20 protein-coding genes are annotated in these 18,857 nt (G+C 73.9%); 5 read left to right on the top strand and 15 right to left on the bottom strand.

The annotated features are described in order from the left end of the window. Nucleotides 1–2: 2 nt before the first annotated feature. Entirely contained in the window at nucleotides 3–1,118 is a 1,116-nt protein-coding gene (gene dxr, locus ACOACO_RS18545; RefSeq protein WP_420297762.1) for a 1-deoxy-D-xylulose-5-phosphate reductoisomerase, read from the bottom strand. 111 nt (nucleotides 1,119–1,229) lie between these two features. Here dxr and ACOACO_RS18540 point away from each other — a divergent pair, with 111 nt between their 5' ends. Then, nucleotides 1,230–1,559 (top strand): putative quinol monooxygenase, encoded by a 330-nt coding sequence (locus tag ACOACO_RS18540; RefSeq protein WP_420297761.1) that lies wholly within the window; start codon nucleotides 1,230–1,232, stop codon nucleotides 1,557–1,559. A gap of 40 nt (nucleotides 1,560–1,599) precedes the next feature. On the opposite strand, the gene ACOACO_RS18535 is transcribed toward ACOACO_RS18540, so the two are convergent. The 9 genes from ACOACO_RS18535 to rpsB all read right to left on the bottom strand — a co-directional run bounded on the left by ACOACO_RS18535 (nucleotide 1,600) and on the right by rpsB (nucleotide 10,400). Next, nucleotides 1,600–2,259 (bottom strand): hypothetical protein, encoded by a 660-nt coding sequence (locus ACOACO_RS18535; RefSeq protein ID WP_420297760.1) that lies wholly within the window; start codon nucleotides 2,257–2,259, stop codon nucleotides 1,600–1,602. Between the two features lie 72 nt (nucleotides 2,260–2,331). Continuing rightward, the gene (locus ACOACO_RS18530; protein ID WP_420297759.1) at nucleotides 2,332–3,663 is read right to left on the bottom strand and encodes a glycosyltransferase family 4 protein; all 1,332 of its coding nucleotides are present in this window, start codon (nucleotides 3,661–3,663) and stop codon (nucleotides 2,332–2,334) included. 270 nt (nucleotides 3,664–3,933) lie between these two features. Continuing rightward, nucleotides 3,934–5,091: a 23S rRNA (adenine(2503)-C(2))-methyltransferase RlmN gene (gene rlmN, locus ACOACO_RS18525; protein ID WP_420297758.1), complete on the bottom strand. Its 1,158-nt coding sequence runs from the start codon at nucleotides 5,089–5,091 to the stop codon at nucleotides 3,934–3,936. A 66-nt stretch (nucleotides 5,092–5,157) separates the two neighbouring features. Then, nucleotides 5,158–6,027: a hypothetical protein gene (locus ACOACO_RS18520; protein ID WP_420297757.1), complete on the bottom strand. Its 870-nt coding sequence runs from the start codon at nucleotides 6,025–6,027 to the stop codon at nucleotides 5,158–5,160. Nucleotides 6,028–6,058: 31 nt separating this feature from the next. Then, nucleotides 6,059–6,931 carry a phosphatidate cytidylyltransferase gene (locus tag ACOACO_RS18515; protein WP_420297756.1) on the bottom strand — a complete coding sequence of 291 codons (873 nt, stop codon included), beginning with the start codon at nucleotides 6,929–6,931 and terminating at the stop codon, nucleotides 6,059–6,061. 18 nt (nucleotides 6,932–6,949) lie between these two features. Continuing rightward, nucleotides 6,950–7,504 carry a ribosome recycling factor gene (frr, locus tag ACOACO_RS18510; RefSeq protein ID WP_420297787.1) on the bottom strand — a complete coding sequence of 185 codons (555 nt, stop codon included), beginning with the start codon at nucleotides 7,502–7,504 and terminating at the stop codon, nucleotides 6,950–6,952. A 76-nt stretch (nucleotides 7,505–7,580) separates the two neighbouring features. Beyond that, a complete protein-coding gene (gene pyrH, locus ACOACO_RS18505) occupies nucleotides 7,581–8,297 on the bottom strand; it encodes a UMP kinase (protein WP_420297755.1) in 717 nt (238 codons plus the stop codon). Between the two features lie 218 nt (nucleotides 8,298–8,515). Next, complete coding sequence (gene tsf / locus ACOACO_RS18500) at nucleotides 8,516–9,328, bottom strand: translation elongation factor Ts (RefSeq protein ID WP_420297754.1); 813 nt, start codon at nucleotides 9,326–9,328, stop codon at nucleotides 8,516–8,518. 106 nt (nucleotides 9,329–9,434) lie between these two features. After that, entirely contained in the window at nucleotides 9,435–10,400 is a 966-nt protein-coding gene (gene rpsB, locus ACOACO_RS18495) for a 30S ribosomal protein S2 (protein ID WP_420297753.1), read from the bottom strand. A gap of 406 nt (nucleotides 10,401–10,806) precedes the next feature. On the opposite strand from rpsB, the gene ACOACO_RS18490 reads away from it, so the two are divergent. Next, nucleotides 10,807–11,532, top strand: coding sequence for a murein hydrolase activator EnvC family protein (locus ACOACO_RS18490; RefSeq protein ID WP_420297752.1), 726 nt, complete (start codon nucleotides 10,807–10,809; stop codon nucleotides 11,530–11,532). 8 nt (nucleotides 11,533–11,540) lie between these two features. Here ACOACO_RS18490 and ACOACO_RS18485 read toward each other — a convergent pair whose 3' ends face one another. The 3 genes from ACOACO_RS18485 to ACOACO_RS18475 form a co-directional block, all read right to left on the bottom strand. Continuing rightward, nucleotides 11,541–12,614, bottom strand: a complete 1,074-nt coding sequence (locus ACOACO_RS18485) for a tyrosine recombinase XerC (RefSeq protein WP_420297751.1) — start codon at nucleotides 12,612–12,614, stop codon at nucleotides 11,541–11,543. Nucleotides 12,615–12,694: 80 nt separating this feature from the next. Continuing rightward, nucleotides 12,695–13,831 (bottom strand): DNA-processing protein DprA, encoded by a 1,137-nt coding sequence (gene dprA / locus ACOACO_RS18480; RefSeq protein ID WP_420297750.1) that lies wholly within the window; start codon nucleotides 13,829–13,831, stop codon nucleotides 12,695–12,697. Then, nucleotides 13,828–15,186, bottom strand: coding sequence for a YifB family Mg chelatase-like AAA ATPase (locus ACOACO_RS18475; RefSeq protein ID WP_420297749.1), 1,359 nt, complete (start codon nucleotides 15,184–15,186; stop codon nucleotides 13,828–13,830). The genes dprA and ACOACO_RS18475 overlap by 4 nt, the downstream gene beginning before the upstream one ends. A gap of 81 nt (nucleotides 15,187–15,267) precedes the next feature. On the opposite strand from ACOACO_RS18475, the gene ACOACO_RS18470 reads away from it, so the two are divergent. The 3 genes from ACOACO_RS18470 (at nucleotide 15,268) to ACOACO_RS18460 (ending at nucleotide 17,158) form a co-directional block, all read left to right on the top strand. Continuing rightward, nucleotides 15,268–15,765, top strand: a complete 498-nt coding sequence (locus tag ACOACO_RS18470; RefSeq protein ID WP_420297748.1) for a hypothetical protein — start codon at nucleotides 15,268–15,270, stop codon at nucleotides 15,763–15,765. Then, complete coding sequence (locus ACOACO_RS18465; protein ID WP_420297747.1) at nucleotides 15,765–16,028, top strand: hypothetical protein; 264 nt, start codon at nucleotides 15,765–15,767, stop codon at nucleotides 16,026–16,028. Before ACOACO_RS18470 ends, ACOACO_RS18465 begins: the two co-directional genes overlap by 1 nt. 284 nt (nucleotides 16,029–16,312) lie before the next feature. After that, complete coding sequence (locus ACOACO_RS18460) at nucleotides 16,313–17,158, top strand: hypothetical protein (RefSeq protein WP_420297746.1); 846 nt, start codon at nucleotides 16,313–16,315, stop codon at nucleotides 17,156–17,158. A 7-nt stretch (nucleotides 17,159–17,165) separates the two neighbouring features. On the opposite strand, the gene ACOACO_RS18455 is transcribed toward ACOACO_RS18460, so the two are convergent. Continuing rightward, the gene (locus ACOACO_RS18455) at nucleotides 17,166–17,960 is read right to left on the bottom strand and encodes a hypothetical protein (protein WP_420297745.1); all 795 of its coding nucleotides are present in this window, start codon (nucleotides 17,958–17,960) and stop codon (nucleotides 17,166–17,168) included. Next, nucleotides 17,960–18,850: a hypothetical protein gene (locus tag ACOACO_RS18450; protein WP_420297744.1), complete on the bottom strand. Its 891-nt coding sequence runs from the start codon at nucleotides 18,848–18,850 to the stop codon at nucleotides 17,960–17,962. The genes ACOACO_RS18455 and ACOACO_RS18450 overlap by 1 nt, the downstream gene beginning before the upstream one ends. Nucleotides 18,851–18,857: the final 7 nt, after the last annotated feature.

Below are 18,857 nucleotides of genomic sequence, written 5' to 3'. Positions count from 1 at the left end.
CTTCAGTGGGCGGGGCGCTCGGAGGGTGCCACCAGGGCGGCGGCGGACTCGCGTGCCCAGGCGTCGGCGGCGAGGACGTCGTCGACGGTGAGCGACTCCGTCGAGAGTACGTCGTGCTGCCCGAGCACGCGCGCGACCGTCGGCACGATGTCGACGAACGGCAGGCGGCCCGCGAGGAACGCCTCGACGCACACCTCGTTGGCCGCGTTGTAGACCGCCGGGGCGGTGCCGCCGGCCGTCCCCGCCTCGCGGGCCAGCGCGACGGCGGGGAACGCCTCGTCGTCCAGCGGGGTGAACTCCCACGTCTCGGGGCGCGACCAGTCGACGGCCGGCGCGGCACCGGGCACGCGCTCGGGCCAGCTGAGGCCCAGCGCGATGGGGATCGTCATGGTGGGCGGGCTCGCCTGCACCAGCGTCGAGCCGTCGACGAACTCGACCATGGAGTGCACGACGCTCGTGGGGTGCACGACCACGTCGATGCGCTCGAAGGGGAGGCCGAACAGCAGGTGGGCCTCGATCACCTCGAGGCCCTTGTTGACGAGGGTGGCGGAGTTCACGGTGATGACCGGGCCCATCGCCCACGTCGGGTGCTGCAGCGCCTGCTCGGGCGTCACGTCCACCAGCTCCTCGCGGCGCCGGCCCCGGAACGGCCCGCCGGACGCGGTGAGCACGAGGCGGCGTACCTCGTCGGGAGTGCCGCCGCGCAGGCACTGGGCGACCGCCGAGTGCTCGGAGTCGACGGGCACGACCTGCCCGGGCGCCGCGGCGCGGGTGACGACGGTGCCGCCGATGATGAGCGACTCCTTGTTGGCCAGCGCCAGCGTCGACCCGGCCTCCAACGCCGCGAGGGTGGGACGCAGCCCGACCGCGCCGGTGATGCCGTTGAGCACCACGTCGGCGGCCATCCCCGCGGCCTCGACGGAGGCCTGCTCCCCCAGCCCGGCGTACGCCGGCGACAGCTCGTCGACCTGGGCGTCGAAGAGGTCGGGGTTGGACCCGCCGGCGGTCAGGCCCACCACGCGGTAGCGGTCGGGGTGACGGCGCACCAGCTCGATGGCCTGGGTGCCGATCGACCCGGTGGAGCCGAGGATGACGACGTCGCGACGGGGGTGGGTCACCCGGGAAGTGTGGCAGCCCGGGGGCCGGCGCCGCCCCTCGCCCCGCGCGGCTGGCGGGGCGCGGCAGGATGGCGGGGCACCCGTCCGCGACCGACGCCCCAGGAGGCCGTCTTGATCTTCATCACCGCCGTCTTCCCCGTGAAGCCCGAGCACGCCGACGACTGGCCCGAGCTCACGGCCGACTTCACCCGCGCCTGCAACGCCGAGCCCGGCTGCAAGTGGTTCTTCTGGTCCCGCTCGGTGGAGGACCCGAACGAGTACGTGCTGGTCGAGGCGTTCGCCGACGGCGACGCCGGCGCCGCGCACGTCGGGTCCGAGCACTTCCGCACGGCGACCGCGACGCTCCCGCAGTACCTCTCGGCGACGCCCCGCATCGTCAGCCAGAGCGTCGACCAGGACGACTGGTCGGAGCTCGGCGAGATGGCCGTCCCCGGGGCCTGAGCCCGAGCCGCGGCCGGGCCGGTCCGAGCCGGTCCGGGCCTCAGCCGACGAGCCGGACCGTGCGCCCCCCGAGGAGCGCGCCGAGGCGGCGCCCGACCTGGGTGCCGGCCTCGGGCACCTCGGGGAGCAGCACGGCCCGCTCCCCCACGACGTACGCCGTCGCCGTCGCGGCCGCCGCGTGCGCGTCCGGCTCGGCGCCCGGCTCCGGCTCGTCCGCGCGCGACGCCGGGGCGGGGTCGGTGCGTCCGGCTCGCAGGGCCAGGTCCCAGTCGAACTCGACCTGCGGGTCCACCGGCTCGGGTCCGCGGTAGAGGACGGATGCCGGCCGGTGCACGTGGCCGGGCCACTCGTGCGCCGTGACGACGACCTCCGGCCGGTGGCGCACCGCCAGCGTGGCGGCCGACGGGTGGTGGCCCGGGGCGTCGACGGCGCCCGCGTGCACGCGGTCGACGAGCACCGGCAGGGCGCGCAGCCGCAGCGTGGCGAGCAGGGCGAGCAGCTCGTCGTACTCGTCCGTCAGCGCGACGAGCACCGTCGATCCGGGCACCGTCCCGAGGGCGCGCAGCGCGCCCGCCAGCGCGGCGACCTCCTCGGTCAGCGTGGCGAAGTCGACCGTGCGGGTCGGCGTCTGGACCGCCGGCTCGGTGGCGCGGCCGCGCACGACGTGCAGGTCGAGGGCGTCGAAGGCGAGGTTCGTCACGCGGGTGAGCCTACGGCCACGGTGGGGTCCGTGGACGTCGCCGGGACGTCGCCCGGGACGGATGGGGTGGTCTCAGGCCGCGCGGGCGGCGTCGGGCGCCCGGCGGGCCGCCACGACCTCGCGGTAGTGCCGCACCAGCAGGGCGTTCACGGCCGCCCACGAGCGACCCTCGACGCTGCGTCGGGCCGCGAGGGCGACGCGCCGGCGCAGGGCAGGCTGCTCGGCGAGGAGCGCGACGTACGACGCGAGCGCCGCCCCGTCACCCGGCTCGTAGAGGAAGCCGGCGGTGCCGTCGTCGACGACGTCCACGGGGCCGCCGGCGCGCGGGGCGACGACCGGGACGCCCGAGGCGAGGGCCTCCTGCGCGGCCTGGCAGTAGGTCTCGTGGCGGCCGGTGTGGACGAAGACGTCGAGGCTGGCGTACGCCGCGCCGAGCTCCTCGCCGTGGAGGACGCCGAGGAACGCTGCGTCCGGCAGCAGGGAGCGCAGCCGGTCCTCCTCCGGGCCCCCGCCCACGATGACCACCCGGACGCCGGGGAGACGGTCGACGTGGGCCAGGAGCTCGAGCTCCTTCTCGGGGGCGAGCCGCCCGATGTAGCCGACGAGCACCTCGCCGTTCGGCGCGAGGCGCGCCCGCAGCTGTTCGTCACGGCACGCGGGGTCGAACTGCGTGAGGTCGACCCCGCGTGGCCAGTGGCCCAGACCGTCGACCTGCATCTCCTCCAGCTGGCGCAGGCTCGCGGTCGAGGGGGCGAGCGTGCGGTCGACGCTCGTGTGGATGCGGCGCGTGAGGTAGGCCATCGCCCGGGTGCCGCCGGCGATGCCGTAGCGGTCGGCGAACCCGACCAGGTCGGTCTGGTAGATCGCGACGGTCGGGATGCCGAGGTCGTTCGCGGCCCGCGCGGCCTGGTAGCCGAGCGTCGCGGGCGACGCGATGTGCACGACGTCGGGGCGGTAGCGCTCCATCGTGGCGCGCAGCCGGCGCCGCGTCTCCAGGCCGATGCGGAAGTCGCGGTAGAACGGCAGGTGCGCCCCCCGGCAGGTCGTCACGGGGAAGCCGGCGTACGTCGCGGGCCCGGTCGGCGCGACGAGCTCCGCGTCGTGCCCCTCGGCCGCGAGGTGCTCGAGCACGCGGCGCACGGAGTTGGTGACGCCGTTGATCTGCGGGAGGAACGACTCGCTGACGACGAGCACACGCAGGCGACCGCCCGCGGGAGCCGGCGTGGGCAGGGCCGTGACGCTGCCGTGGCGACGGAGGGTACGGCGGGACGCCCCGCGCGTGGGCCGGCGTCGCGACGGTGCCGGGACCTCGGTCAGCCCGACCCCGGCGAGTCCGCTGTCTCCGGCGGGGGCCGTCGTGCCGACCGGCCGGCGGACGGAGGCGGTGGTGAGGCTGCGTCGCATCGCACGTCCCTTCGCACGCGAGGCCCCCCGGGCGCAGGCGTCGCCGCCGCGGGGAGTGCTGTCACGACGGGACGCTAGGCGCGTCCGCGAACCGCGGGGGTGGACCGCGGTGGACGCGAGTTGAACCGGGCGGGAACCTCGGCCACGGGCGTCGACGGGCCGGCCACCGGGCGTTGGCCGGGCGGTCGCCGCCCGTTCAGGCGGCGCGGTGGCGTGAGGCCCGGGCGAGCGGGCCGGACTGGGCGAGCGGGCCCGGACCGGGCGTGCGGCTCAGTCCTCGGCGGCGGCGAGCTGGCCGCAGGCGCCGTCGATCTCGCGCCCGCGGGTGTCGCGGACGGTCGTCGGGATGCCCTTGGCGACGAGGCGCCGCACGAACTCGCGCTCGTCGGCGGGGTCGGAGGCCGTCCACCGCGAACCGGGCGTCGGGTTGAGCGGGATGAGGTTGACGTGCACCCAGCCCCAGTCGCCGTGCTCCCGCAGGACGTCGGCGAGCAGGTCGGCACGCCAGGCCTGGTCGTTGATGCCGCGCATCATCGCGTACTCGATGGAGACCCGGCGCTTCGTGCGCGCGGCGTACTGCCACGCGGCCTCGACGGTCTCGGCCACCGAGGAGCGGGTGTTGATCGGCACCAGCTCGTTGCGCAGCTCGTCGTCGGGTGCGTGGAGGCTCAGGGCCAGCGTGACCGGGATGCCCTCCTCGGTGAGCTGGCGGATGCGGGGCACGAGGCCGACCGTGGAGACGGTCACGCCGCGTGCACTGAGGCCGAGGCCGGAGGGCGACGGCTCGGTGAGGCGGCGGACGGCGCCGATGACCGCCTTGTAGTTGGCGAGCGGCTCGCCCATGCCCATGAAGACGACGTTCGACAGCCGGCCCGGGCCGCCCGGGACCTCGCCGCGCACCATGGCCCGCGCGCCGTCGACGACCTGGTCGACGATCTCGGCGGTGCTCATGTTGCGCTGCAGGCCGCCCTGGCCGGTGGCGCAGAACGGGCAGGCCATGCCGCAGCCGGCCTGGCTGGAGACGCAGATGGTGGCGCGGTCGGGGTAGCGCATGAGGACCGACTCGACCAGCGCACCGTCGAAGAGGCGCCACAGGGTCTTGCGGGTCGTGCCCTTGTCGGCCTCGAGGGTGCGCACGGGGGTCAGCAGCTGCGGGAAGAGCGCGGCCGCCAGCTCGTCGCGCTGCCCGGCGGGCAGGTCCGTCATCTCCGCGGGGTCGCTGGTGAGGCGGGAGAAGTAGTGGTTGCTCAGCTGCTTCGCACGGAAGCCCGGCAGGCCCGACTCCTCGAGCAGCGCCTTGCGGCCGGGCTCGTCGAGGTCGGCGAGGTGCCGCGGCGGCTTGGCGCGCCCGCGGGGCGCCTCCATCACGAGCGGGAGGGCGCGGGCGCCCTCGGGAGGCGCTACGGGGGTGGGGGTGTCATCAGCCATCGCCCCTCGATCATCGCACCCGTGGCTGCGGGCGCCCAACCGACGCGGGCCGGTGCGGGCGCTCGGTCAGGCGTCGAGCCGCATGAGGCCCCACAGCACGAGCGCGGCGACGCTGACGACCACGACCGCGGTCACCGCGAGCCCGAGCAGCACGTAGAGACCGAACCGGCGGGTGCGGGGCAGCGCCACGAGCACGAGCGGGACGACCAGCAGGAGGAGGCCGTAGGGCGCGACCCGGGCCGCGGTGCCGGCGTCCGCCGGGTCGCCGGACTCGAACACCCAGCTCACCAGGGTCAGGTAGAGCACCGGCACGACGAGCATGCAGGCCATGCCGACGTAGAACCCCGCGAGCGCCGCGCCGGTCCCCCGGGGCCGGTCGTCCTCGTCGCCGTCGGCGGCGGCGTGGTCGTCGCGGCGGTCCGCGCTGTGGCCGGCGCGGTGGTCGTCGAGCCCGTCGGGAGCGGGGGTGAGGTCGACGACCAGGTCGGGCTCGCGCCGGTGGGCCGGGGGCCGGGTCGGCTCGGGCTCGGGCTGCGCCACCTGCTCGGGCTCGGGCTCCGCCGCGGGCACGACGGGCTGGGGCGTGGTCGGCGGATCCGGGTAGAGCGCGGCCGGCTCCGGCTCCGGCTCCGGCTCCGGTACGACGGGCTGGGTCTGCGGTTCCGGTACGGCGACCGGCTGGGTCTGCGGTTCCGGTACGGCGACCGGCTGGGTCTGCGGTTCCGGTACGGCGACGGGCTCGGTCACCGGCTCGGGCACGACCGGCTCAGGGGCCCGCTCCGGCGCCGGTGGGACCGCCGGCGCCGCGGGGGCGGGCGGCGTCGTACCGACGGGTGCGGCCGGCGCACCGGCGGGGACCGCGGCGCGGCGCGCCCGACCCGCGACGTACGTCGCCGCACCGGCGGCGAGCGCCGCCGTGACCCACTTGCCTCGCATCAGGCGACCTCTCCACGCACGACGGGGGAACTCAGAAGACCAGGTAGTGCAGCAGCAGCCAGATCGGGGCGACCGTGGCGAGGAGGGAGTCGAGGCGGTCCATCAGGCCCCCGTGGCCGGGGACGACCTGGCTCATGTCCTTGAGGCCGAGGTCCCGCTTGATGACCGACTCGCACAGGTCGCCCAGCGTGGCCATGACGACCGTGATGAGGCCGAGGCAGATGCCGACCCACCAGTCGCCGTCGAGCAGGTAGACGACCAGGACGAGACCGGCGACCACGCAGAAGACGGCCGAGCCGGCGAAGCCCTCCCACGACTTCTTCGGCGAGATGACGGGGGCCATGGGGTGCTTGCCGAACAGCACGCCGGCGATGTACCCGCCGATGTCGGAGGCGATCGTGACCACCACGAACGCGATGACGCCGCGCACGCCGTCGTCGAAGGAGTCGAAGCCGGTGGCCCCGCCCTCGGCGAGCAGCAGCGCCACGAACGACCCGAGGAACGGGACGTAGATGAGGGCGAACACCGCGGCGGAGGCGTTCCGGACGTAGCCGTCGACACCGCGGTGGAGCAGCCAGAGCATGATCGCCAGCGCGGTGACGGCGGTCGCGGTCACCAGCGCCGGGGGGCCGAAGAAGTAGGCCACCACGACCATGACGACGCCGCCCAGCATGAGCGGCTGCTCCGGCAGGTCGATGTCCTTGGCCAGGAAGCCCCGGCGCAGCTCCCACACCGCCACCACCACGGCGACGGCCACGATCACCATGAAGGCCGTCTTGTAGACGGCCAGCGACGCCGCGATGGCGGCGAGCAGCAGGATCGCGGACGCGACCGCGGCCGGGAGGTTGCGCCCGGCGCGGCCGTGGTCCTTGACCGGCGGTGTCGTGGGTGGGTTGGTGGTCACTGGTCGTCCTCGGGCTGCTCAGACCTCGAGCAGCTCGGACTCCTTCGCCTTGAGCATGTCGTCGATCGCGTCCACGTGCTTCTTGGTGAGGCCGTCGAGCCGCTTCTCGGCGCCGGTGACGTCGTCCTGGCCGACCTCGCCGTCCTTCTCGAGGCGCTCGAGGCTCTGCTTCGCCGTACGACGCAGGTTGCGGATGGCGACCCGCCCCTCCTCCGCCTTGGTGCGGGCGACCTTGATGAACTCCTTGCGGCGCTCCTCGGTCAGCTCGGGGAAGACGCAGCGCAGCATGCGGCCGTCGTTCGACGGGTTCACACCGAGGTCGGAGTCACGGATGGAGCGCTCGATCGCGCCCATCGCGCCCAGGTCGTAGGGCGAGATGAGGATGACCCGGGCCTCGGGGGCGGTGAAGGACGCCAGCTGCTGCAGCGGCGTCGGCGACCCGTAGTAGTCGACGAGGATCTTGCTGAACATGCTCGGGTGGGCGCGGCCGGCGCGGATCGCGGCGAAATCCTCGCGGGTCGCCTCGACCGACTTGTCCATCTTGCCGTCGGCCTCGTTGAGGACGTCGTTGATCACTGCGGGCTCCTTCGTTGCTTCGGCGACACCGGTTGCGCGGTGTCACGTGTGGGGCGTCGGTGCTTGGGAGCGGTCAGCTCTCGGCACTGACGAGCGTGCCGATCCTCTCACCCCGCACGACCCGGAGGATGTTGCCCTCGGGCTCCATGCCGAACACGACCATCGGCAGCTTGTTCTCGCCGCACAGCGCGAAAGCCGTCTGGTCCATGATGCGCAGGCCGCGGCTGATGGCGTCCTTGTAGGTGACCGCGTCGAGCTTGACCGCGTCGGGGTTGGTGCGGGGGTCGTCGGAGTACACCCCGTCGACGCCGTTCTTCGCGACGAGCACCACGTCGCACTTGCTCTCGAGCGCCCGCTGCACGGCCACGGTGTCGGTGGAGAAGAACGGCATGCCCATGCCGGCGCCGAAGATGACGACGCGGCCCTTCTCCATGTGGCGGATGGCGCGGCGCGGGATGTACGGCTCGGCGACCTGGCCCATGGTGATGGCGGTCTGCACGCGGGTGTCGACGCCGAGCTTCTCCAGGAAGTCCTGGAGGGCGAGGCAGTTCATGACGATGCCGAGCATGCCCATGTAGTCGGCGCGCACCCGGTCCATGCCGCGCTGCTGCAGCTCGGCGCCGCGGAAGAAGTTGCCCCCACCCGTCACGACGGCCACCTGCACCCCGGCGTTGGCGACGGCCGCGATCTCCTGGGCGATCTTCTGCACGACGTCGGGGTCGACGCCCACGCTCCCCCCGCCGAAGACCTCGCCGGAGAGCTTGAGCAGGACACGACGGTAGGCGGTCACGGGGTTCCCTTCGATCGGACGACGTGCGGGCGGACGCCGCGCGGCCCTCGGCCCGAGGGCCGGGGACGCGGGGGCGCCGGGCACGACGAAGGCCGGCCCGTGACGGCGGGATCGCTCCACGTCACACGGACCGGCCTCCTTCGTGCGGTGGCGGGGAGGTCCCCGCCGGGTCGGGACGCTGCCGGGGCAGCGGCCTCACCCTACTGGCCGGAGAGGCCTCAGGCGCCGACCTCGAAGCGCGCGAAGCGCGTGACGGTCGTGCCGGCGGCCTCGAGGACCTGCTTGACCGACTTCTTGTTCTCGGTCACCGACGGCTGCTCGAGCAGCACGATGTCCTTGAAGAAGGAGTTGAGGCGACCCTCGGCGATCTTCGCCGCGACCTGCTCGGGCTTGCCCTCCTCCTGCGCCTGCGCCTGGGCGATCTCCCGCTCCTTGGCCACGAGGTCCGCGGGGACCTCGTCGCGCGTCAGGTACTGCGGGCGCATCGCGGCGGCCTGCATGGCGGCGCCGCGGGCGGCCTCGGCGTCGCCGGTGTACTCGACCAGCACGCCGACGGCGGGCGGCAGGTCGGCGGAGCGACGGTGGAGGTAGACGACGACCGGGCCGTCGAACACGGCGACCTGGCCGAGCTCGATCTTCTCGCCGATCTTGACCGCGAGGGCCTCGACGAGCTCGCCGACCGTCTGGTCGCCGACCTTGACGGCCTTGAGCGCCTCGGCGTCGGCCGGCTTGGCCTCGGCCGCGGCGTCCGCGATCTGCTGGGCGGCGGCGACGAAGTCGTCACCCTTGGCGACGAAGTCCGTCTCGCTCTTGAGCTCGACGAGGGCGTTGCCCGAGGTCGCGACGAGACCGGCGGAGGTCTCGCGCTCGGCGCCGCGCGCGGCGGCCTTGGCGGCACCCTTGACGCGGAGCAGCTCGACGGCCTTGTCGAAGTCGCCGTCGGTCTCGGTCAGTGCCTTCTTGCAGTCCATCATGCCCGCGGCGGTGAGCTCGCGGAGCTTCTTGACGTCAGCGGCAGAGAAGCTGGCCATGGTCTCTTCTTCCTCTGGCTTCCTGGGGATCGGTAGGTGGTCCTACGGCGCGCCGGGCCCGCGGAACGAGAAGTCCGCGGGCCCGGCGCACCGGTGCTGGAGAGGCTCAGGCCTCGGAGGGAGCGGCCTCGGCCTCGGGGGCCTCGGTCGCGGCCTCGGCGGTCGCAGCCTCCGACGGGGCGGCGTCGGCCGGGGCGGCCTCGGCAGCGGCGTCGGACGCGGCGCCCTCGGAGGAGGCGCCGGTGGCCTCGCCCGCCGGGACGTCGCCCGCCTCGCCGCCGGTGGCGGCGACGGCGGCCTGCTCGGCCTCACCCGTCAGCAGCTCGCGCTCCCACTCGGCCAGCGGCTCCTGCGCGGCCGCGGCGTCGCCGGACTTGCCACCGGAGCGCTCGATGAGGCCCTCGGCGACGGCGTCGGCGACGACGCGGGTCAGCAGGCCGACGGCGCGGATCGCGTCATCGTTGCCCGGGATCGGGAAGTCGACCTCGTCGGGGTCGCAGTTGGAGTCGAGGATGCCGATGATCGGGATGCGCAGCTTGCGCGCCTCCTCGACCGCCAGGTGCTCCTTGTTGGTGTCGACGATCCACACCGCGGAGGGCGTGCGGCTCATCTCGCGGATGCCGCCCAGCGTCTTGTCGAGCTTGTCACGCTCGCGCTTGAGCTGGAGGAGCTCCTTCTTCGTGCGACCGGAGCCGGCCACGTTGTCGAAGTCGAGCTCGTCGAGCTCCTTGAGGCGGTTGATCCGCTGGTGCACGGTCTGGAAGTTGGTGAGCATGCCGCCCAGCCAGCGCTGGTTCACGTAGGGCATGCCGACGCGGCGCGCCTGCTCGGCGATCGCCTCCTGCGCCTGCTTCTTGGTGCCGACGAACATGATCGTGCCGCCCTTGGCCACCGTCTCCTTGACGAAGGCGTAGGAGCGGTCGATGTAGGCCAGCGACTGCTGCAGGTCGATGATGTAGATGCCGTTGCGGTCCGTGAGGATGAACCGCTTCATCTTGGGGTTCCAGCGACGGGTCTGGTGCCCGAAGTGGACGCCGCTCTCGAGGAGCTGGCGCATGGTCACGACTGCCATGATGTTCTCTTCTCCGGGAGACGCACCCGTGCCGCCCGCCCTTGGCACGGCGCGGGCGCCGTGAGGTGCGGACCGGGAGCGGAGCTCCTGATCGATTCCCAGTTGTCGCGGCCGGCGGTTGCCGGTCGCCCTGACGCCTGCGCGCGGCCGGACCGGCCGACGGCCGGACTGAGGACCGCACCCGCGGACGGCCACCGGGGTGGCGCCGCGGACTGCGAGCGTGCGAAGTCAACCCACGAAGGGCTGCGCGGCACAGCGTAGTGCGACGTGACGGTGGGAGCCAATCCGAGCGGGTCCGGGTCCGGTCCGCGCCGCTCCCCGTCCCCAGGCGGGTCCGACGGCGCCCTCGTCCACAGCCGCCGACGGCACCGGCCCGGCCCCGCGCCGCCCGTCGGACAGTGGCCCGGTGAGCATCCTCCCCCGGCGGCGCGCCCGCCGTACCCGCACCCTCCCCCGGCCCGGCTCCCGGCCCGGCTCCCTCTCCGGTTCCCGCTCCGGCCCGCGGTCGGCGGTGGTCGGCGCCGCCCTGGTCGCCGCGCTCGTCGTGCTCGTCGGCCCGGCCCCCGCCTCGGCCGCCCCCGAGCCGGTGCCCGTCGGCACCTGGCCGCTGTCGCCGGAGCCGGAGGTCGTCCGCGGCTTCGACCCGCCCGAGAACCCGTACGGCGCCGGTCACCGCGGCGTGGACCTCGCGGGGCGCCCGGGCCAGACGGTGGTGGCCGCGCTGCCCGGCCGGGTGTCGTTCGCCGGGCCGCTGGCGGGCCGCGGCGTGGTCGTCGTCGACCACGGGACGACCCGCACGACGTACGAGCCGGTGACCGCGGCCGTCACGGTCGGCGACGAGGTCGCGGCGGGTGCACCCCTGGGCGCCCTCGAGGCGGGCGGGTCGCACTGCCGGCCGCGCACCTGCCTGCACTGGGGGTGGCGCGAGGGCGACACCTACCTCGACCCGCTGCTCCTCGTGGGCGCCGGGCCGGTGCGGCTGGTGCCGCTCGCCGGTCTCGCCCGCCCGACCGGGGCGGGGGTGGGGGCGCGCCGGCCGTACGACGGCTGGTCACCGCCGGTGGCCCACCCGGCCGTGCTCACGGCGTGGCGCACGGCGGCCCTCGCGGTCGGGAGCGCGCTCGGCGGGTGAGGCCGCGCCTACGCGCGGGGGTGGGCCTGCCGGTACGCCGCGCGCAGCCGGTCGGCGCTCACGTGCGTGTAGATCTGCGTGGTGGCGAGCGAGGAGTGGCCGAGCAGCTCCTGGACCGTCCGGAGGTCGGCGCCTCCCTCCAGCAGGTGGGTGGCCGCGGAGTGGCGCAGCCCGTGCGGCGCGATGTCCGGGGCGTCCGGCACCGCGGCGATGCGCCGGTGGACGGTCGTGCGCACGGTGCGCGGGTCGATCCGTCCCCCGCGGGCGCCGAGCAGGAGGGCCTGCCCGGAGCGCTCGGTGGCGAGCACCGGGCGGACGGCGAGCCACGCGTCGAGCGCCCGGGCGGCGGGGACGCCGTAGGGGACGGACCGCTCCTTGCGGCCCTTGCCGAGCACGCGCAGCACGCGTCGCCCGGGGTCGGGTGCGTCGAGGTCCAGCGCGGTGAGCTCGCCGACGCGGATCCCCGTCGCGTAGAGCAGCTCGAGGACCGCGACGTCGCGCACGGCCACGGCTCGGGCCACGGCGTCGTCGGCGTCGTCGGCGTCGTCGGCGCCGGGGGCGCCGGGGGCGCCGGGGGCGCCGCCCTCGTCGTCGACCTGGTCCTCCGGACCGCCGCCGCCCGTCGTGGCCAGGGCGTGGCGTGCGGCTGCGTCCAGCAGCGCTCGCGCCTCGTCCTGCGTCAGCACCGCGGGCAGGGTGCGGTGCGGCCGCGGCGACGCCAGCGAGGCGCCGACGTCGGTCGGCACGCGCCCCGTGCGGGTGAGCCAGGACGTGAACACCCGGGCGGCGGTCGCGCGGCGGCCGATGGTGGTGCGGGCCCGGCCGGTGGTCTGCTGCCGGGCCAGCCAGCTGCGCAGCACCCGGAGGTCGAGGTCCTCGACGCGGGTGACGCCCGCGCGCCCGGCGTGCTCGAGCAGCCCGGCGACGTCGCCCAGGTAGGCCCGCACGGTGTGCTCGGTCAGGTCGCGCTCGTGCTGCAGGTGCACCTCGTACTCCCCCAGCAGCCGGGCGAACCCCTCCGGGAGGTGCGCGGCATCGTCCGCGGCCCCGTCGGACGCGGCGGCGGTGCGGGGCGAGGTCACCCCGCGAGTGTAGGAACGCCGCTCTCTCGCGCCCGGGTGCCACGCGGCCCGGACGGCCGCCGCACGTCGAGGTGCCGGGGTCAGGCGATCGCGCGCTGCGCCAGGCGCCAGCCGGTGCCGCCCTCCTCGACCAGGCCCTCGCGGCGCAGCACCCGCAGCTCGCGCTCGGTGACGTCGACGGCGATGCCCGCCGTACGGGCGACGGCCTGGGTGCTGGCTCCCCGCACCACCGGCACCGCGTCGAGCACCTCCTGCTGGCGACCGGTGAGGCCGTCCCGGATGCGGGGCGCCTCGCGCAGCGGTGGCAGCAGGGCGTCCCCGGCGTCCCCGGTGACCTCGCGGACGTCGGCCCCGCTGGTGACGAGCAGGCCCGCCCGGGTGCGGATGAGCTCGTGCACCCCCTGCGACAGACCGCTCGTCACCGGCCCGGGGACGCCCATGACCACGCGGTTCAGCCGTTCGGCCCACCCCGCGGTGTTGAGGGCGCCGCTGCGCACGGCGGCCTCGACCACGACCGTGCCCCGGGAGAGGGCGGCGATGAGGCGGTTGCGGGCCAGGAAGCGGATGCGCGTCGGGGCGCCACCGAGCGGCGCCTCCGACACGACGGCGCCGCGGTCCCCGATCATCTCCAGCAGCGCCTCGTGGGCCGACGGGTACGCGCGGTCGACCCCGCACGCGAGGACTGCGACGGTGTCGCCGCCGGCGGCGAGGGCGCCGCGGTGGGCGGCCTGGTCGACGCCGAACGCGGCGCCCGAGACCGTGCACCACCCGTTCGCCGCCAGGTCGGCGCCGAGGTCGGAGGCGACGGTGCCGCCGTAGGTCGTCGCGGCCCGCGAGCCCACCACGGCGACCGAGCGCCGGGTGCGGTCGAGGCGCAGCGGACCGCGCACCCACAGCCCCACGGGCACCTCGGCCCGGCGGTGGAGGGCGGCGTGGTCGGCGAGGTCGTCGAGCGGGGCGGGCCACTCGTCGTCGCCCGGGACGACGAAGCGCGCGCCCTGGCGGTGCGCCTGCTCCAGGCGCCGCTCGGGGCGCACCCCCGCCAGCCGGGTGGCCACGTCGCTGAGCGTGCCGTCGAGGTCGCGCTCGGCGAGCAGCGCGTCGTACAACGCGACGGCCCCCATCGTGCGCGTCAGGCGCAGCAGGCGCGGGTCACCGGGCTCGGCCAGGTGGCTCAGGGCCACCCGGGCCACCCGCTCCGCGTCGTCGACGCTCATCCGACGCGCTCCACCACGGCCAGGCGCAGCGGACCGCCGGTGCGCAGCTGGAGAGCGGTCTCGACCTCGTCGAGCCCGGGGCGGTCGAGCCCCGCGAGGTCGGCCACCGTCCACGCCAGCCGGTGCACCCGGGTGGCGCCCCGCCGCGTGAGCACGCCCGCGACCACCGCGTCCTCGAGCAGGGCCCGTGACGGGTCGTCGAGCGGCCAGGCCTCGCGCAGGGCCGGGGCCGGGGCGTGGGCGTTGAGGCGCCAGCTGGTGCCGGCGTACCGCCGACGCTGCCGGTCCCGGGCCGCCGTCACCCGGGCGCGCACCACGGCCGTGCTGTCGCGGCGGGCGAACGGGTCGGCGGCGCTGTGGGGCGACGGGGGCTCGAGGCGGCGCACGATGTCGATGCGGTCGGCGAGCGGGCCGCCCAGCTTGCGCTCGTAGGTGCGCAGCCGGTGGGGCTCGCACCGGCACGTCGTCGCGGCCGTGCCGCTGCCCGCCTCGCCGCACGGGCAGGGGTTGGCCGCGAGCACGACCATGCCGCGCGCCGGGAACGTGGCCGACTCCTCGCCGCGGGCGATGGTCACCTCGCCGCTCTCGAGCGGCTGGCGCAGCGCCTCGATGACGTCGGCGTTGAAGAGCGGGAACTCGTCGAGGAAGAGCACGCCGCCGTGGGCCCGGCTGATCTCGCCGGGCCGCACGCGCCCGGTGCCGCCGCCGAGGAGGCTCGCCGCGCTCGCGTTGTGGTGGGGCGCGAAGTACGGCGGGCGCCGGAACAGCCCGCCGGCGGGCGGCAGCGCCCCCGCGAGGGAGTGGATCGCCGTCAGCTCGAGCGCCTCGTCGGGCTCCAGGTCCGGCAGGATGCCGGGGATCCGCTCGGCCAGGGAGGTCTTGCCCGCGCCCTTCGGGCCCGTCAGCAGCAGGTGGTGACCGCCCGCCGCGGCGACCTCGGCGGCGAACAGGGCCTCCGGCACGCCGACGAGGTCGGCCAGGTCGCCCTCGTCGAGGCGTTCCTGCCCCCGCCAGGCCAACAACGGGCTCGTGGAGTCGGCCGCGACGGGCGGGGCCTCCGGCACCTCGACCCCGCGCAGCTCGGCGACGACCTGGGCCAGCGAGCGCACCCCGAGCACCGCCATGCCGGGCACCAGGGCCGCCTCCGCGGCCTGCGGCTCGGGCACGAAGACCCGGCGCACGCCCCGCGAGGACGCCGCCATCACCATCGGCAGCACCCCGGGGACCGGCCGCAGCCGCCCCTCGAGCGTGAGCTCGCCGATGAACACCGCGTCGTCCGTCGGGATGGGACCCTCCTTCGCGGTGTCCACCGACGCCGCGAGCACGCCCACCGCGATCGCGAGGTCGAAAGACACTCGCGGCCACGCATAGAAGTGCCCCGCTGGATGTCCGTAGCAACCAGCGGGGCACGAGCAACCTAACCCCGAGGAGCGCACATGAGTACGACAACCGCAGCAGCGCCAGCAACCGCCGACGAGTCGCCCATTGCCAGCGAGCTGCCCACTGTCCTTGCCCGGGCCGCCCAGATGCAGTGGGAGGCGCCCGAACTCCGCACCACCTTCGTCGCCGACGGCGACAGCGACCCCGACTGGTTCACAGGCTGCCCGTCGTGGTGTCACGGAGGGACGGGCCACGAGTCCCCCCGCCCCATGTACGGCCAGCGAGAGCACCGAAGTGCCTCGCTGCGGGTGCGACAGGACGAGGCGGGCGCTTACCGCGAGGAAGGAGACGACGGCGTCACCATCGGTCACCTCGAGTGCCACCTGGTGATGCCCTCGCGGAGCACGACCCCGCAGATCCAGGTGCGGGCTCGCTACGGCCATCCGAAGGACCTGGGCCGGCGCGACTTCCTCCTCGCCCCCATGCACCCCGACGAGACCCGGGAACTGATTGCGGTCCTTCAGCACCTGCTCAAGGTGGGGACCGAGTCGTGATGAGTGCGGGGATTGACCACCAGCACCCGCCCTGGTGCACCGACCACGCCGGCTTCGACGACGGTAGCGACGACTGGCACAAGAGTGCTGACGTCGTCGTCGGCGACCACACTTTCTACGTCTCGACAGGGACCCACACCGGGGCCCCCGAGGTGTTCATGCGCCGGGCTGCCAGCGAGGGCACGAGCCTGGACGACGCCGAAGCGCTCGGCCGCGCTCTGATCACCGCGGCTGGTGCGGCGCGCGAGGACGCAGCGCAGTGAGCGGCGACTACGGCGCCGACCTCGTCGACCTCTCGCAGGCAGCGTCCTGGCTTGCGGTGCGGCCCTGATGTTCCAGTCCCACTACCCGCCCGGGCGCTCCCCACCAAGCTGCCACCGGCACGGGACGGTGACTCGACCCCGCCTCTCGTGCCGGTGGTACTGCCATCCCGGCGCGCTGAATGCCCAGGAGGGCGGCACGCCGCGGCGTTTCGTGCCGCCCTCGGCAGCGCGTTCGCCCCTTCGCCGCCCGCCTTGCAGCGCACACCGCCAACCGACAGGACCCCATGCCCGAGCGCCCCGAGTCGACCACGGACGAGACCGAGACCCGGTCCCCCGTCGCCGAAGTCCTCGACGTCACCCCACAGATGGCCCGCGACTGGCTTGCTCGCAACCCGAGCAACCGCAGCGTGCGCCGCCACCTGGTGGAGTCCTACGCCCGCGACATGCGCGCCGGCCGCTGGGCCCTGAACGGCGAGACCGTGAAGATCGCCGCCGACGGCAACCTGCTCGACGGCCAGCACCGCCTCAGCGCCGTCGTCCTGGCCGACCGAATCATCCCGATGGTGGTCGTGCGCGAGGTCTCCGCCGACCACATGCCCACGATCGACACGGGCGCGAAGCGGACCTACGCCGACGCCCTCAAAGTGCTCGGCGAGGAGAACACGAGCGTCCTGGCCGCCGTGTCCCGTCGGGCGCTGCTGTGGCACCGCGGCCACCGCACCCGCTGGGGATCCCTGCACGCCACCGCACTCGAGCTCAACGAGTTCATCGCCGAGCACCCGCAGATCCGCAACTCAGCCGACGTCGCCACCAAGCTCGCCTCGAAGGCGCTCTTACCGGCCAGCACGTTCGGCCTCGCCCACTGGCTGCTCTCGGCCATCGACCCCGACGACGCCATGTGGTTCCTGGCCCGCGTCGCGGACGGGGACGCCCTGCCCACCAACCACCCGGTCGCGGCGCTGCGAGATCGCATCGTGCGCATGCGCGTAGGGGGTGGGCGCATCAACGAGACCGACGCCATCGCCCTGCTCATCCTGGCGTGGAACGCCTACCGGGCTGGCGGGACGCGGACAAAGCTCCAGTTGCCCAAGGGCGGGCTGACGAACGAGAACTTTCCGATGCCTCGGTGAGCAGTCGTCAGGCGGGGACCAGCAGGTCCGCCAGCTTTCGCTCGGCTGACGACGTTGAAGCGAAGTCGACAACCTCGCTTGTCCGCTCAAGAAGTCTCATCTGCTTCAACTGCTGGTCGCGATCCGTGGACCCAGTCCGCACCAGCGCGATGCATCCGACGTCACGGGCGTCATCCCGCGCTGAGCCCTCCAGGAGGCGCGTGAAGGTCCAACTGGCGGCGTGCACTTTGTCCCACGTGCGCCGATCTGCGGTCGCGAGGTTGACTCGCTCCATCAAGCGCTCGCGCGAATCGGCGCGGTACAGGTAGTCGAAGTGGAGAGTGTCGAAGGTGTCGCCTTCGACCTGGACCTGTATCTCCTTGTCGATCTCCACGCTGGTGTCCAGCGCGAGGTGCTTGAACACGCCCTCCACCTGGTCCTTGAGTGACACGACTTCCTCGCGGTCTTCAGCGACCAAGGATGCGAAGAGGTCCCCTGCCAGGTCTCCCAGGTCGACATCGGAACCGAACACCCGCTCCATACGCGGAGAGAGGAAGTAGTTGTCTCCTGGGCGGACGCGAATGGCTTCGAGCTCCTCACATGACTGCGTTGTCGCAACGCGACGCCAATGATCCACCCAGAGCTTGTAAGTCTCGACGGAGTTGATCCGCCCGATGTTCCGGCCGTCGATCGTCCCGTCGGCCCGTTCACCGAGAAACTTCGTCACCGTCTCGTCGTCCTGCTTGACCACCAGGCCAACGTTTCGCGGCTCGTCCCGCATCAGATCGGCCACGTACTTGACCGTGAACCACGAGGTCGTCATCACACCAACCCCCAATCGTCGTCTGAGATGCCTGTGAACTTCGCCCGGTCCCGGATGACGAAGTCCCGCAGAGCCTTGCTTCGATGGATCAGCACTTCGACCAGTTTGTCTCGCTCGGCCTTCGTGCACACCCCCAGCCCGGATAGGGGCCGGCAGATCTCTCGGATCGTCGTCTCGCGGATGCCTGCGATCTGCCCCGCGATGGACTCGAGGTCAGTCGTCTTCTTGAGATGAGCGACGAGCGCGCCGTGGCCCAGGTGCGTATCGTCGATCAGTGCCGTCAGTCGGTCAACAGCTTTGCCCTTGTGGATTCCAAGGAGGCAGTGGCTGTGGTCGAAGACGCTGACGAGGTCCCGGGACGGGGGGATGTAGGCGATGTTGCCGGAGTGGCGGTCGGCGTTGAGGATCCAAGCGTCGAACAGCACGATGCCGGCGGCCAGGTAGGGCCTGTGTGCGACGAATGCCGCAGCATCCATCGGAGGCGGGCTGTCGCCCGCGAGTCCAAACTTCATCATGGCGTAGCCCAGATCGCCGTTCTTGAGCTTCACGACGGTCCCGGGCGGCACGGGCAGGCCCAGCAAGAGCGCCAACCGACTGGCGACGTACTCGTTCGCGACCGTGTAGGCGGCGCCAGCCGTGTCTACCTTCAGGATGCCGCCAAGTTCGCAGTAGGCGGCACCCGTGACGCCGACGCCCACTGGCGACTTGATCGCCGTCACCTCATAAAAGCCCGGTTCCATGTCCCCCGCCCGCCTGAAGTTGGCGCATGCCTGCCCAACGATTGGCAGCAGTGATACCACGCCTCGCTGGACGGACTCGGGAAGGCCCGCGTAATCACCTGCGCCGGCTGGACGGGCGAAGGTGTCATTCTCAAGGGCGTTGAGGGCCATGCGGGGC

This window comes from Nocardioides sp. CPCC 205120 (assembly GCF_048654585.1).
GTDB lineage: Bacteria > Actinomycetota > Actinomycetes > Propionibacteriales > Nocardioidaceae > Nocardioides.
This window is presented reverse-complemented; position numbering and strand designations above follow the sequence as displayed.